Source organism: Pseudomonas chlororaphis (genome assembly GCA_001023535.1).
In the GTDB taxonomy this organism is placed as follows: domain Bacteria; phylum Pseudomonadota; class Gammaproteobacteria; order Pseudomonadales; family Pseudomonadaceae; genus Aquipseudomonas; species Aquipseudomonas chlororaphis_E.
Genome location: CP011020.1, coordinates 6,258,115 through 6,271,802, shown reverse-complemented (window position 1 = coordinate 6,271,802; position 13,688 = coordinate 6,258,115). Strand labels below are relative to the sequence as shown.

At 62.8% G+C, this 13,688-nt stretch carries 12 protein-coding genes; 7 read left to right on the top strand and 5 right to left on the bottom strand.

What is annotated here, in order from left to right:
• Nucleotides 1–21: 21 nt before the first annotated feature.
• A complete protein-coding gene (locus VM99_27375; protein ID AKK01568.1) occupies nt 22–999 on the bottom strand; it encodes a quinone oxidoreductase in 978 nt (325 codons plus the stop codon).
• A 163-nt stretch (nt 1,000–1,162) separates the two neighbouring features.
• On the opposite strand from VM99_27375, the gene VM99_27370 reads away from it, so the two are divergent.
• Together VM99_27370 and aroE are read left to right on the top strand one after the other, a co-directional pair.
• The gene (locus VM99_27370) at nt 1,163–2,077 is read left to right on the top strand and encodes a coproporphyrinogen III oxidase (protein ID AKK01567.1); all 915 of its coding nucleotides are present in this window, start codon (nt 1,163–1,165) and stop codon (nt 2,075–2,077) included.
• A gap of 13 nt (nt 2,078–2,090) precedes the next feature.
• Nucleotides 2,091–2,909, top strand: a complete 819-nt coding sequence (gene aroE / locus VM99_27365; protein ID AKK01566.1) for a shikimate dehydrogenase — start codon at nt 2,091–2,093, stop codon at nt 2,907–2,909.
• 41 nt (nt 2,910–2,950) lie between these two features.
• On the opposite strand, the gene VM99_27360 is transcribed toward aroE, so the two are convergent.
• The 3 genes from VM99_27360 to VM99_27350 all read right to left on the bottom strand — a co-directional run bounded on the left by VM99_27360 (nt 2,951) and on the right by VM99_27350 (nt 7,084).
• Nucleotides 2,951–4,519 carry a SulP family inorganic anion transporter gene (locus VM99_27360; GenBank protein ID AKK01565.1) on the bottom strand — a complete coding sequence of 523 codons (1,569 nt, stop codon included), beginning with the start codon at nt 4,517–4,519 and terminating at the stop codon, nt 2,951–2,953.
• Nucleotides 4,520–4,633: 114 nt separating this feature from the next.
• Nucleotides 4,634–5,554, bottom strand: a complete 921-nt coding sequence (locus VM99_27355) for a glycine/betaine ABC transporter substrate-binding protein (GenBank protein ID AKK01564.1) — start codon at nt 5,552–5,554, stop codon at nt 4,634–4,636.
• A 15-nt stretch (nt 5,555–5,569) separates the two neighbouring features.
• Nucleotides 5,570–7,084: a choline-sulfatase gene (locus tag VM99_27350; GenBank protein ID AKK01563.1), complete on the bottom strand. Its 1,515-nt coding sequence runs from the start codon at nt 7,082–7,084 to the stop codon at nt 5,570–5,572.
• A 114-nt stretch (nt 7,085–7,198) separates the two neighbouring features.
• On the opposite strand from VM99_27350, the gene VM99_27345 reads away from it, so the two are divergent.
• Nucleotides 7,199–8,149, top strand: coding sequence for a LysR family transcriptional regulator (locus VM99_27345; protein AKK01562.1), 951 nt, complete (start codon nt 7,199–7,201; stop codon nt 8,147–8,149).
• Nucleotides 8,150–8,162: 13 nt separating this feature from the next.
• Here VM99_27345 and VM99_27340 read toward each other — a convergent pair whose 3' ends face one another.
• Nucleotides 8,163–8,822: an NADH-flavin reductase gene (locus tag VM99_27340; GenBank protein ID AKK01561.1), complete on the bottom strand. Its 660-nt coding sequence runs from the start codon at nt 8,820–8,822 to the stop codon at nt 8,163–8,165.
• 85 nt (nt 8,823–8,907) lie between these two features.
• On the opposite strand from VM99_27340, the gene VM99_27335 reads away from it, so the two are divergent.
• From VM99_27335 to VM99_27320, 4 genes are all read left to right on the top strand, one after another.
• Nucleotides 8,908–9,234, top strand: a complete 327-nt coding sequence (locus tag VM99_27335) for a 4,5-dioxygenase (protein AKK01560.1) — start codon at nt 8,908–8,910, stop codon at nt 9,232–9,234.
• A gap of 385 nt (nt 9,235–9,619) precedes the next feature.
• Nucleotides 9,620–10,927: a citrate transporter gene (locus VM99_27330; protein ID AKK01559.1), complete on the top strand. Its 1,308-nt coding sequence runs from the start codon at nt 9,620–9,622 to the stop codon at nt 10,925–10,927.
• A 75-nt stretch (nt 10,928–11,002) separates the two neighbouring features.
• On the top strand, nt 11,003–11,770 hold the full coding sequence (locus VM99_27325) for a membrane protein (protein AKK01558.1): 768 nt from the start codon (nt 11,003–11,005) through the stop codon (nt 11,768–11,770).
• A 251-nt stretch (nt 11,771–12,021) separates the two neighbouring features.
• Nucleotides 12,022–13,680: a membrane protein gene (locus tag VM99_27320; GenBank protein ID AKK01557.1), complete on the top strand. Its 1,659-nt coding sequence runs from the start codon at nt 12,022–12,024 to the stop codon at nt 13,678–13,680.
• Nucleotides 13,681–13,688: the final 8 nt, after the last annotated feature.

Below are 13,688 nucleotides of genomic sequence, written 5' to 3'. Positions count from 1 at the left end.
CGAGGGCTGCGTACCTTTGAATCAAGGCAACAGGATGGTCGACCCCGTGGTGCGGCGCGCCGACAGTTCTGCCTGGGCCTTGGCCGCTTCCGCCAGTGGGTAACGCTGGTTGATGTCCACCGTGAGCTTGCCGCTGCTGATCATGCCGAACAGCTCGTCGGCCATGCGTTGCAGGTTTTCGGCGTTGTTGGCGTAGGTCGCCAGGGTCGGGCGGGTGACGTACAGCGAGCCCTTGGCCGAAAGGATCCCCAGGTTCACGCCATCCACCGCCCCGGAGGCATTGCCGAAGCTGACCAGCAGGCCGCGAGGCGCCACGCAGTCGAGGGACGTCAGCCAGGTGTCCTTGCCGACGCCGTCGTACACCACGGGGACCTTCTTGCCGTCAGTCAATTCCAGTACACGCTGTGCGACGTTTTCCTTGCTGTAGTCGATGGTTTCCCAAGCACCGTGGGCTTTGGCGACGGCGGCTTTCTCGGCGGAACTGACCGTGCCGATCAGCTTCACGCCCAGGGCCTTGGCCCATTGGCAGGCCAAAGAGCCCACGCCGCCGGCGGCCGCGTGGAACAGGATGGTTTCGCCGCCCTTGAGTTCATAGGTCTGGCGCAACAAGTACTGCACGGTGAGGCCCTTGAGCATCACCCCGGCCGCCTGTTCGAAACTGATGGACGCCGGCAGGTGCACCAGGTTGGCTTCGGGCAGTACGTGCACATCGCTGTAGGCGCCCAGCGGACCGCTGCCGTAGGCCACCCGGTCACCGACCTTGAACCGTGTGACGCCCGTGCCGACCGCCTCGACCACGCCGGCCCCTTCGGCGCCCAGGCCCGAAGGCAGTGCCGGCGGCGGGTACAGGCCGCTGCGGTAGTAGGTGTCGATGAAATTCAAACCGATCGCCTTGTTGCTGACGCGCACCTGCTGCGGGCCCGGCTCGGCGGGCTCATAGTCCAGGTACTCAAGCACTTCGGGGCCGCCGTGGGAACGGAACTGGATACGTTTGGCCATCTTCACTCTCTCCTTGTCGCGGGACTTTTTACCAAGCCTGCTATCGGACTCCTAAGCTTGACCTTCGTCAACTGTGGCGTGGGCAAGCGCGGTGGTATCCTGTGCGCCCTTTTTGCCGCCGGCTCGTTACGCCGCGTAGCGTAGCCCTGATCAAGGTGATGTCATGTCCACTCGCACCGAGGCCGTGAAAGCCTACCTGCTCGACCTGCAAGACCGTATCTGCGCCGCCCTGGAAACCGAGGACGGTGGCACTCGCTTCGTCGAAGACGCCTGGTCCCGGCCTGCCGGTGGCGGTGGGCGCACCCGGGTGCTCGAAAATGGCACGGTGATCGAAAAGGGCGGCGTCAACTTTTCCCACGTCTTTGGCAGCGGTCTCCCACCGTCGGCCAGCGCCCATCGGCCGGAACTGGCCGGGCGCGGTTTCGAGGCCCTGGGCGTGTCGCTGGTGATCCATCCGCACAATCCCCATGTGCCGACGTCCCACGCCAACGTGCGCTTTTTCATCGCGGAAAAGGAAGGCGAAGAGCCGGTCTGGTGGTTTGGCGGCGGCTTCGACCTGACGCCCTACTACGGCGTGGAAGAAGACTGTGTGCACTGGCACCGCATTGCCGAGCAAGCCTGCGCGCCGTTTGGCCCGGAGGTGTATCCGCGCTACAAGGCCTGGTGCGACAGCTATTTCCACCTCAAGCACCGCAACGAACCACGGGGCATCGGCGGCCTGTTCTTCGATGACCTGAACGCCTGGGATTTCGACACCAGCTTCGCCTTCATGCGCGCCATCGGCGACGCTTACATCGACGCCTACCTGCCGATCATGCGGCGGCGCAAGCATGACGCCTTCACCGCCAAGCAGCGCGAGTTCCAGGAGTATCGCCGTGGGCGCTACGTGGAATTCAACCTGGTCTATGACCGCGGCACCCTGTTCGGGCTGCAATCGGGCGGACGTACCGAGTCGATCCTGATGTCCTTGCCACCGCAAGTGCGCTGGGGCTACGACTGGAAAGCGGAGCCGGGCAGCGAAGAAGCCCGATTGACCGAATACTTCCTGCAGGATCGCGATTGGCTGGCGACGGCCTGAACGAGGAGCGCTCATGGATCGCTACGTTGTAATGGGTAACCCGATCGGCCACAGCAAGTCGCCGCTGATCCACCGGTTGTTCGCCGAGCAGACCGGAGAGGCGTTGGAATACAGCACGCTGTTGGCGCCCCTGGAGGATTTTTCCGAGTGCGCGCGGGCATTCTTCCGTGAGGGCCGTGGCGCCAATGTCACCGTTCCGTTCAAGGAAGACGCCTTCCGCCTGGCCGACAACCTGACCGAGCGGGCGCAGCGCGCCGGGGCCGTGAACACGTTGAGCAAGTTGGCCGATGGCCGCCTGTTGGGGGACAACACCGACGGTGCCGGGCTGGTGCGGGACCTGACCGTCAACGCGGGGTTCAGCCTTCAGGGCAAGCGCATCCTGCTGCTGGGCGCCGGCGGTGCGGTGCGCGGCGCCCTGGAGCCGTTGTTGGCGCAAGCGCCGGCCTCGGTGATCATCGCCAATCGCACGGTGGAGAAGGCCGAGCTGCTGGCCGAGCTGTTCGCCGACCTGGGCCCGGTGTCTGCCAGTGGCTTCGATTGGCTGCAAGAGCCGGTGGACCTGATCATCAATGCCACCTCGGCGAGCCTGTCTGGGGAGGTGCCGCCGATTGCCGCCAGCTTGATCGAGCCGGGTAAGACGTTGTGCTACGACATGATGTACGGCAAGGAGCCGACCTCGTTCTGCCGTTGGGCACGCGAACACGGCGCGGTGGCGATGGATGGCTTGGGCATGCTGGCCGAACAGGCGGGTGAGGCCTTTTACCTGTGGCGCGGCGTGCGCCCGGACACCGCGCCGGTGCTGGCGGAGTTGCGCCGCCAGTTGGCGCTGTAGGGCGTTGTGGGGGCAGGCCTTGCTCCCACAACGCGAACCGCTCAATCCTCGAATTGAATCGGGCAGTGCTCCGCCCCCTCCAGCTTCTTCAGCTCTTCCACCACTTGGGGCCGGGCCCGGCGCAGGGTCAGGCTGCGGCCCTGGCTGCGCAGGCGCCGGGCCTCCTGGTGGAGCATTTCCACGCCGGAGTAATCGATGAAGTTGATTTGCTGGGCATCGATGACCACCTGTTGTGCCTGCAATCGCTGCAGCCGCACTTGCAGGAAATGACTGGCGCCGAAAAAGATCGAGCCGCCGACCCGCAGGACCTCCGTTTCCCCTTCGCAATAATGCTGCACTCGCGGTTGGGAGGTGCGCTTGAGGTAGAAAAACAGCGAGGCCAGCACGCCCGCGTAGATCGCGGTTTGCAGTTCCAATAGCAGCGTCGCCAGGCAAGTCAGGCTCATGACCACGAATTCGGCGCGGCTCACCCGGTACAGCGCGCGGATAGCGCGGTGGTCCACCAGGCCCCAGGCGATCAGCAGAATGCTGCCGGCCATGGCCGGGATCGGAATGTGCGCGATCAGCGTTGCGCCGGCTACGGCGAACAGCGCCACCCACAGGGCCGAGAACACCCCGGCCAACGGCGAGCAGGCCCCGGCCTCATAGCTGAGACCGGAACGGGTAAAGGAACCGGCCGACAATGATCCGGAGAAAAAACCTCCAATGATGTTGGAAAGGCCCTGCGCCCTCACCTCCTGGTTCGCGTCGAGCAATTGCCCGGAACGAACCGACAACGAGCGGGCGATCGACAGGCTGGTGACCAGCCCGAGCATCCCCACGGCGACGGCGCCGGGCAGCAGGCGCAGGATCAGCTCCAGGTCCAATGGCAGCGGTGAGAGCGGCGGCAAGCGTCCGCTAAAGGCACTGACCAGTGCCACATGCCCGAACATCGCGGGCCACAGCCAGACCACGAGGCTGCTGATAACCAGGGTTATCAACAGGCTCGGCCAACGCGGCAACGCCTTTTTCAGGGTTATCCCCAGGGCCAGCGTGGCCAAGCCCAGCAGCAAGGAGGGTTTATCCACAGCCCCGATGTGACTGAGCAGCGCCAGCACGCCCTTCAGGGCCGTGGCTTCGTTCGGCAGGTCCAGGCCCAGCAGGTTTGGCAGCTGGCCCAGGGCAATGACCACCGCCGCCCCCAACGTAAAGCCCAGCACCACCGAGTGCGAGACGAAATTCACCAGCGCCCCGAAACGCAACAACCCCAGCAACCACTGGAAAACACCCGCCAGCACGGTCAGCAGCAGGATCAAGGTGACGTAGTCCTGGCTGGCAGGCACGGCCAAGGGGCTGATGCTGGCGTACAGGACAATGGAGATCGCCGCCGTAGGACCGCAGATCAGATGCCAGGAGGAACCCCACAGGCAGGCAATCAGCACCGGCACGATCGCTGCGTACAAACCATATTCGGGGGGCAGGCCGGCAATCAGGGCGTAGGCAATGGACTGGGGCAACGCGAGAATCGCGCCGCTCAGGCCAACGATCAGGTCCCGCCCGACGCTGGCGCGGGTCTGACGGGGAAGCCAGCTCAGGAACGGAAAGAGTGAATGGCGCGTGGGCAATGCCATGGGGCCTCGAGGATGGGGTTTGGCGCAAGAGTAACAGGACAATGCACCGCTCTCTCTGTGGTGAAGATCATATCTGTGGCGAGGGGATAAATCCCCTCGCCACAACAGCCGGCCTTACAGTTTGGCCTTCACCGCCGCCAACGCGTCCTTGTCATCCACGGTCTTCACGCCGTCCAGCCATTTATCCAGCACGGCTGGGTTGGCCTTGATCCAGGCTTTGGCTGCGTCGGCGTTGCTGACCTTGTTGTTCACCACGTCGGCCATGATGCTGTTTTCCATCTCCTGGGTGAAACTCAGGTTGGTCAGCAGCTTGCCGACGTTCGGGCAGGCCTGTGCATAACCTTTGCGGGTCAGCGTATAGACGCTGCCGGTGTCGCCGAAGTACTTCTCGCCGCCCTTGAGGTAATGCATTTTCAATTGCACGTTCATCGGGTGCGGCGTCCAGCCGAGGAAGGTCACGAACTTCTGTTTCTTCACGGCCCGGGAGACCTCCGCCAGCATCGCCTGCTCGCTGGACTCCACCAGCTTCCACTCACCCATGCCGAAATCATTGGTCTTGATGATCTCTTTCAGGGACAGGTTCGCCGGCGCGCCGGAGCCGATGCCGTAGATCTTCTTCTCGAACTTGTCGGCGAATTTGTTCAGGTCGGCAAAGTCATGCACACCGGCATCCCAGACGTAGTCCGGCACTGCCAGGGTGAACTCGGTCCCTTCCAGGTTCTTGGCCAACTGCGTGACATCGCCGGTGGCGACGAATTTGTCGTAGAAGCCCTGTTGCGCCGGCATCCAGTTACCGAGGAACACGTCGACCTGGCCATCCTTGAGGCCTCCGAACGTGATCGGCACCGCCAAGGTATCGACCTTGGCCTTGTAGCCCATGCCGTCCAGCAGGAAACCGGCGATGGCGTTGGTCGCCGCGATGTCGCTCCAGCCCGGATCGGCCATCTTCACGGTTTCGCAGCTTTGCTCGGCCCAGGCCGACACACTGCTCAATGCCAACAGCCCGGCGGTCAGTACTGTGGGTAACTTTTGCATGTGCTTCCCCTTACGTTATTGGTGTTGGCAGGGTTGTGGATAACGGGCCTTGCGCTCCAGGTCATCGAGGTCGATGTGGTTACGCATGTACTGTTGGCTGGCGTCGACCAATGGCTGGTGGTCCCAGCTCTTGAGTTTGCCCAGGGTCAGCGCCTGGGCGACAAACCGACGGCGCCGCTGGCTGGCGAGCACTTGTCGGTGAATGGCGGGGATGTCCCACTTGGCCCGGGCTTCGGCGAGAAAATCGGCGAACAGGCGCTGATGCTCCGGAGACTGGCTGAGATCCTCCAGTTCTTTGGGGTCATTGTGGACATCGAACAGCAGGCACGGGTCGTCCTCGCTGTAGATGAATTTCCAAGGGCCACGGCGAATCATCATCAAGGGGCTCACGGTGCCTTCGGCCATGTATTCACCGAAGACTTCGTCATGCCCGCCCTGCCCTTGCAGGTGCGGCACCAGCGAGCGTCCGTCCAGCGGCAGCCCCGGTTCCAGCGTGCCACCGGCCAGTTCCACCAGGGTTGGCAGCAGGTCGGCGGTGGACACCGCTGCACTCACCCGTCCGCTGGCGAATTGCCCCGGCGCGCTGATCAACAGCGGCACCCGTGCGGCCATCTCGTACCAGTGCATTTTGTACCAGAGGCCCTTTTCTCCGAGCATGTCCCCATGATCGCCGGAGAAGACGATGATTGTGTCCTCCAGCAGCCCGGTGTCTTCCAGGGTCTGCAGGAGTTTTCCGACGTTGCTGTCAATGTAGCTGCACGCGCCGAAGTAGGCCCGGCGGGCGTCGCGAATCTTATCCACAGGCAGCGGCTTGCCCCACAGGTCATACACTTTGAGCAGGCGCTGGGAATGCGGGTCCAGCTCAGTCTGTGCCGGGGTGAGCGGTAACGGAATGTCGTTGTCGTCGTACAGGTCCCAGAACGCCTTGGGAATGGTGTACGGGTCGTGGGGGTGGGTCATGGACACGGTCAGGCAGAACGGCTGGTCGCCGTCCTCGCGAATGTGGTCGAACAGGTATTGCTGGGCCTTGAACACCACTTCTTCGTCGAAATCCAGCTGGTTGGTGCGTACGCAAGGGCCGGCCTGCAACACCGACGACATGTTGTGGTACCAGCTCGGCCGCACGTCCGGCTCATCCCAGTTTACGGCCCAGCCATAATCGGCCGGGTAGATGTCGCTGGTCAGGCGCTCTTCATAGCCGTGCAGCTGGTCTGGCCCGCAAAAGTGCATCTTGCCGGACAACGCCGTGCGGTAGCCGAGGCGGCGCAGGTAATGGGCGTAGGTGGGGATGTCCGCCGGGAAATCCGCGGCGTTGTCGTAGGCGCCGATCTTGCTGGGCAACTGGCCGCTCACCAGGGTGAAACGCGACGGCGCGCAGAGCGGGCTGTTGCAATACGCCGCGTCGAATACCACACCTTCGGCGGCCAGGCGCGACAGGTTGGGCAGTTTGATCGGCGAAGGACCGTAGATCGGCAACATTGGCGCGGCCATTTGATCGGCCATGATGAAAAGAATGTTCTTGCGCTTCATGTATTCGCGGCATTCCATAGTGAGCAGTTATGCGACATTGCTGCGATTGAGCATGTAGCCCCCGGGTTTTGGGGTAAAGCCCATGTAGGATAATGACTAGGATAAGCACAGCTTATGTATGACGCCTTGGGTGACCTGTCCCTGGAGTTGTTCCGTGCCTTCGAAGCGGCCGCCCGCCAGCAGAGCTTCACGGCAGCGGCGATTGAACTGGGCACCACGCAGCCAGCCATCAGCCAACAGATCAAGCGCCTGGAAGAACAATTGGGCACACGGCTGTTCGATCGCATTTACCGCGGCATCGAGCTGACGGAGGCCGGCTCGATCCTGTTCGAGCAAGTCCAGGCCGGCTTGCAGAGCATCGACGCCGGGCTGAGTGCGATCACGGCGCAGCACCAGCACGAGGTGTTGCAGGTGGCCACAGACTTCGCTTTTGCGGCCTATTGGCTGATGCCGCGATTGCATCGGTTTCACGCCGCGAATCCGCAGATCGACGTCAGCCTGGTAACCGGCGAGCGCAACCACAACATGCTCCGCACGGACATTGACGTTGCCGTATTGTTCGGCGACGGTCGCTTCAAACAAGGCGAAAGTCGCTGGCTGTTCAGCGAAGAAGTCTTTCCGGTGTGCAGTCCGCTGCTGCTCAAGGCGCGGCCCCTGCCCTTGCCCGCACCTGCCTTGGCGGAGTTCCCATTGCTGCACTTGCGCGCAGGCAACGGCAGCAACTGGTTTGACTGGAACGGGGTGTTTCGCGAGTTGGGCATCACCTCGCCCCCGGCCCCCGGACAGTTGCGCTTCGACAACTACACCCTGTTGATCCAGGCGGCCATCGGCGGCCAGGGCGTCGCCATTGGCTGGCGGCACCTTGTGGATAACTTATTGGCCCAAGGCCTGCTGTGCCGGCCCATTGCCGAGACCGTGCTGTCGCGGTTGGGGTATTACGTGGTCTTGCCCCAGCGCAAACGGCGTGGGGCATTGATCAGGCTGTTCGTGGACTGGTTGATGGAAGAGCAGGCCAACAGCGCCGAATCACTGACCGGGCTGCCCCTGCCCTCCATTGCCGTTTGAACGCGCGGCGCCTTCAGTGGGCGGCGATGAAACTCACGTGCTGGCCCACGTGCAGGTTCAGGCGCAGCTCGTCGGCGATCCCGACCGCCACCCGGTTCAACCGCTCCAGGGCGTCCGCCAGGCCCGGTTCCAGGCTGGTGCTGACCTGGCTGAAGTGTTCGATGCCCAGGCCCGGCGCGGCGTAGGGCGAGTTGATCAGCGTCCACTGCAAGGTGCTGTTCTGCAGGGCGTCGAGCACTTCTTCGGCGGCGTGGCGTTGCAGGTCGTCGTCGCCCTGCTCCTCGTCGAGCACGGCGAAATCACCCACCAGGAACAGCCGCGGAATGTTCACCGCTTCCATCCCGGCAATCAGTGCGTCCACCGCCAGTACTTGTTCCACGGGGCCTGGAATCAGGTTGCGCTCCACCTGCTCGCTGTTCATCGGCAACCCTGGCGCGTTCAGCAGGCAGATGACGGCGCTGGCACCGGCTACGCTTTGCTTGACCCGCTCGGGATCGAACAGATCACCGGGCTTGGTCCGCAGGCCCGGCCGTGGCGCCAGGGCGGTGAGGTCGTCGAGGATGGCGATCACTTCATGCTGGCGGCGCAGCATTTCAGCCATCAATGCACTGCCGAGGCTGCTCATGGCACCATAAAGCACCACTTTGATCACCGGGGTTTCTGCATTTTTCATGGCTTTGTTCCTTTTTTGTCCCACGTGTAAGGCCTCTGACCCGCGACAAACGGCTGGGGTTCGGCCTCTTTTCGAGGAGTGACAGATGCAACGCATCAAGGGCTACCACGCCCACGTGTATTTCGACGCCAGCACCCTCGACCAGGCGCGGGCGCTGTGCGAGGAAGCGGCACAGTTGTTCCCGCTGAAAATGGGCCGCATGCATCAGCGCCCGGTTGGTCCGCATCCGGACTGGAGCTGCCAGTTGTCGTTCGACCCGCAGTACATCGGAGTGGTCTTGCCGTGGCTGGCGCTCTACCGCAAAGGCCTGGTGATTCTCCTGCACCCCAATACGGGCGATGAACTGGCCGATCACACCGACCATGCGATCTGGATGGGCGCCATGCGGCCGTTGGATCTGTCGGGTTTCTAGCCCCACTGCGATCTCTGTGGCGAGGGAGCTTGCTCCCGCGGGGCCATGCAGTAGTCCCAAACCGGGCCGCTGCGCGACCCCGCGGGAGCAAGCTCCCTCGCCACGGTTGTTCTGACGCTTCATCTTCCGAACTCGACATCCGGTTGTTGCGCGAAAGCTGGCTGAAAGCTTGCGCGATTAGGATCGCCTCACTACCGGCAAAAGACCGGTGGCCAACAACGGCTTTCGCCGCGGTCCTGGCCCCTCTACAACAACAATGGTGATTCTGATGTCCGCAACTACCTGTCCCGCCGCGCCCACTCCATCCGTTCGTCCCGAGCCCCGCATCCTGCGCTGACCTGTCCGGTTCGCCCTTGCCCGCCGCGCCACGCCTGGAGTATTTCCTATGCTGACTTTCCTTGGCTTCGCCATGGTCATCACGTTCATGTTCCTGATCATGACCAAGCGCCTGTCCGCGCTGATCGCCCTGATCATCATCCCGATCCTGTTTGCCCTGTTCGGTGGTTTCGCCCCGAAAATCGGCCCGATGATGCTCGAAGGCATCACCAAGCTTGCCCCGACCGGGGTGATGCTGATGTTCGCCATTCTCTATTTTGCCCTGATGATCGACTCTGGCCTGTTCGACCCGGCCGTGCGCAAGATCCTCAAGCTGGTCAAGGGCGACCCGTTGAAAGTTTCGGTCGGCACCGCCGTTCTGGCGCTCGTCGTTTCCCTCGATGGAGACGGCGCGACCACTTACATGATCTGCGTGGCGGCGATGCTGCCGCTGTACAGCCGCATCGGCATGAGCCCACGGATCATGGCCGGCCTGATCATCCTCGCCGGCGGCGTGATGAACATGACGCCTTGGGGCGGCCCGACAGCCCGCGCCGCCAGTGCGCTGCATGTGGATCCGTCCGACATCTTCGTCCCGATGATTCCGGCGATGGCGTTCGGCGTGGTGGCGATCCTGTTGATTGCCTACATGTACGGCAAGCGTGAACGTGCGCGCCTGGGTGAACTGCACCTGGCCGGCGATGAAATCGACCACAGCGAAATCAGCGTTTCCCAGTTCCCGGATGCCCGTCGTCCGAAACTGATCTGGTTCAACGGCGCGCTGACCCTGGGCCTGATGTGCACCCTGATCGCCGGCCTGTTGCCGCTGCCGGTGCTGTTCATGGTGGCTTTCAGTATCGCGATGATCGTCAACTACCCTTGCCTGCAACAGCAGAAAGACCGCGTTGCAGCGCACGCCGGCAGCGTATTGGCGGTGGTCGGGCTGATTTTCGCGGCCGGTATCTTTACCGGCATCCTGTCCGGCACCGGCATGGTCGATGCCATGTCCAAGAGCCTGCTGGCAGTGATCCCGGACTTCCTCGGCCCGTACCTGGCCGTGATTACCGCCCTGGCGAGCATGCCGTTCACGTTCTTCATGTCGAACGATGCATTTTATTACGGGGTGTTACCGGTTCTCGCCGAAGCCGCCAGTCACTACGGCATCACCGCCGTGGAAATGGCCCGTGCCTCGATCGTTGGCCAGCCCGTCCACCTGTTGAGCCCGCTGGTTCCATCCACCTACCTGTTGGTGGCCCTGGCCGGCATCGAATTCGGTGATCACCAGCGCTTCACCCTGAAGTGGGCAGTGCTGGTTTGCCTGTGCATAATGGTTGCCGCCTTGCTGATGGGGATCTTTCCGCTGTTCAGCACTCTATAAAAGCAATGCCCCCTGCCCGGCGTCTCCAGGTCACTGGCGGCGCCGCGTGGCCTAACACACGCTAAAGGAACTCACATGGAATGGCTGACCAACCCGGAAATCTGGGTTGCCTTCTTTACCCTGACCGCCCTGGAAATTGTCCTGGGCATCGACAACATCATCATGATCTCGATCCTGGTCAGCCGCATGCCCAAGCACATGCAGGCGCGCACCCGGATCTTCGGCCTGGCGCTGGCCATGGTCACGCGGATCCTGTTGCTGCTGTCCATCACCTGGGTGATGCGCCTGACCGCCGATTTGTTCGAAGTGTTGGGCCAGGGCATCTCGGGTCGTGACCTGATCCTGTTCTTCGGTGGCCTATTCCTGCTGTGGAAAAGCTCCCAGGAGATGTACCACGCGCTCGAAGGCGAGGACGAGAGCAACGACGAGCCCTCGGGCAAGGGCGGCAACTTCCTCTACACCATCATCCAGATCGCGATCATCGACATCGTCTTCTCCCTGGACTCGGTCATCACCGCTGTCGGCATGGTCTCCCATGTCCCGGTGATGGTGGCGGCAATCGTCGTTGCGGTCCTGGTAATGATGCTGGCCTCGGGCACCATCAGCACGTTCATCGACAAGCACCCGTCGCTGAAAATGCTGGCGCTGTCGTTCCTGCTGGTGGTGGGTACCGTGCTGATCGCCGAGTCGTTCGACGTCCACGTACCAAAAGGCTACGTGTACTTCGCCATGGCCTTCTCCCTGGCGGTGGAAGCCATCAACATCAAGATGCGCACGGCGATTGCCCGCAAGCGCAGCCAGCAGGACCCGGTAAAACTGCGCAAGGATATCCCGGGCCAGTAAAAGGACCGCGGCAATGAACGAAGGGGCTCTTGGAGCCCCTTTTTCATGCCGGTATGAAAGTGGCCTGGTGCATGACCTGTGGGAGCGGGGTGTTTTCGAGGGTGCATTTTTTATGACAGTTTTGTTTCAATCGGTTCTTTAGCTGTGCAATGCTGGCGCTCGAACCGTTCGCCAACTACAGCTTAAGTACAACAACGAATCCATGTGGCATCGTCAATTTGTCCCTTTGGGACGCTAACAGGGGGCTTGTCATGCTGACCCTGCTGAATTTGCTCTCCGCGGTGGCCTTGCTGATCTGGGGCACGCACATCGTCCGTACCGGCATCCTGCGGGTCTATGGTTCGAACCTGCGCCATGTCATCGGCCAGAACATGTCCCGGCGCTGGCTGGCGTTCCTGGCCGGCATCATGGTCACCGCGCTGGTGCAGAGCAGCAACGCCACGGCGATGCTCGTCACCTCCTTCGTCGGCCAGGGCCTGATGGCGCTGACCCCTGCCCTGGCCACCATGCTCGGCGCCGATGTCGGCACCGCGTTGATGGCGCGGGTGCTGACCCTGGACCTGTCCTGGCTGTCGCCGCTGCTGATTTTTCTCGGGGTGATCTTCTTCCTCTCGCGCAAGCAGACCCGCGTCGGGCAAATGGGCCGGGTGGGGATCGGCCTGGGGCTGATCATCCTCGCCCTGCAACTGATCGTCGAAGCCGCCGCACCCATCACCCACGCCCAGGGTGTGAAGGTGATCTTCGCGTCGTTGACCGGCGACATCCTGCTCGATGCGCTGGTCGGTGCCCTGTTCGCGATGGTCTCCTATTCCAGCCTGGCGGCCGTGCTGCTGACCGCGACCCTGGCCGGCGCCGCGGTGATCAGCCTGCCGGTGGCCATCGGCCTGGTGATCGGCGCCAACATCGGCAGCGGCGTCCTGGCGTTCCTCAGCACCAGCATGCAGAACACCGCCGGGCGTCAGGTGGCGTTGGGTAGCCTGCTGTACAAGCTGATCGGCCTGCTGCTGATCATTCCGGTCCTCGACCCATTGGTGGGGTGGCTGGACAGCCTGGACTTCAGTCCCCAGGAAACGGTGATCGGCTTTCACCTGCTCTACAACACCGTGCGCTGCCTGGTGTTGCTGCCCAGCGTCGCGCCGATGGCCAGGCTCTGCGCCTGGTTGCTGCCGGAGCGACCCGAGACCAACGGCACGGCCAAGCCCCGGCACCTAGACCTCACCGCCCTCGCCACACCGAGCCTGGCCTTGGCGAATGCCGCCCGGGAAACCTTGCGTATCGGTGATTTGATCGAAGCCATGCTCGAAGCCATGCTGGACGTGCTGCATGGCCAGCAGACGGCGGTCACCCAGGACGTGCGGCGCATGGGTGATGACGTCGAGGTGCTGTGCGGCGCCATCAAGTTGTACCTGGCGCAGATGCCCCGCGAAGACCTCAGCGAACAGGACAGTCGCCGCTGGGCGGAAATCATCGAGCTGGCGATCAACCTGAAGCTGGCCAGTGACCTCATCGAGCGCATGCTGCGCAAGGTCCAGCAACAGAAAACCGCACAACGCCGCTCGTTCTCCGACGTGGGCCTGGAAGAGCTGGCCGGGCTGCACAGCCAGTTGATCGCCAACCTGCGGCTGGGCCTGTCGGTGTTCCTCAGCGCCGACCGGGAAAGCGCCCGCCAGTTGCTGCGTGAGAAACGGCGCTTTCGGGCGCAGGAACGGCGAATGGCCCACGCCCACGTCAGCCGCCTGCAACGCAAGGTTTTGCAAAGCCTGGAGACCAGCGCCCTGCACCTGGAGCTGATTGCCGACATGAGGCGTCTGAATTCGCTGTTCTGCGGCAGCGCCTACGTGGTGCTGGAGACCGCTGAAATCGGTGCGCTGGCGGCCGATGAAATATCGGACATCACCCATTCGCCTTGAACATCTGG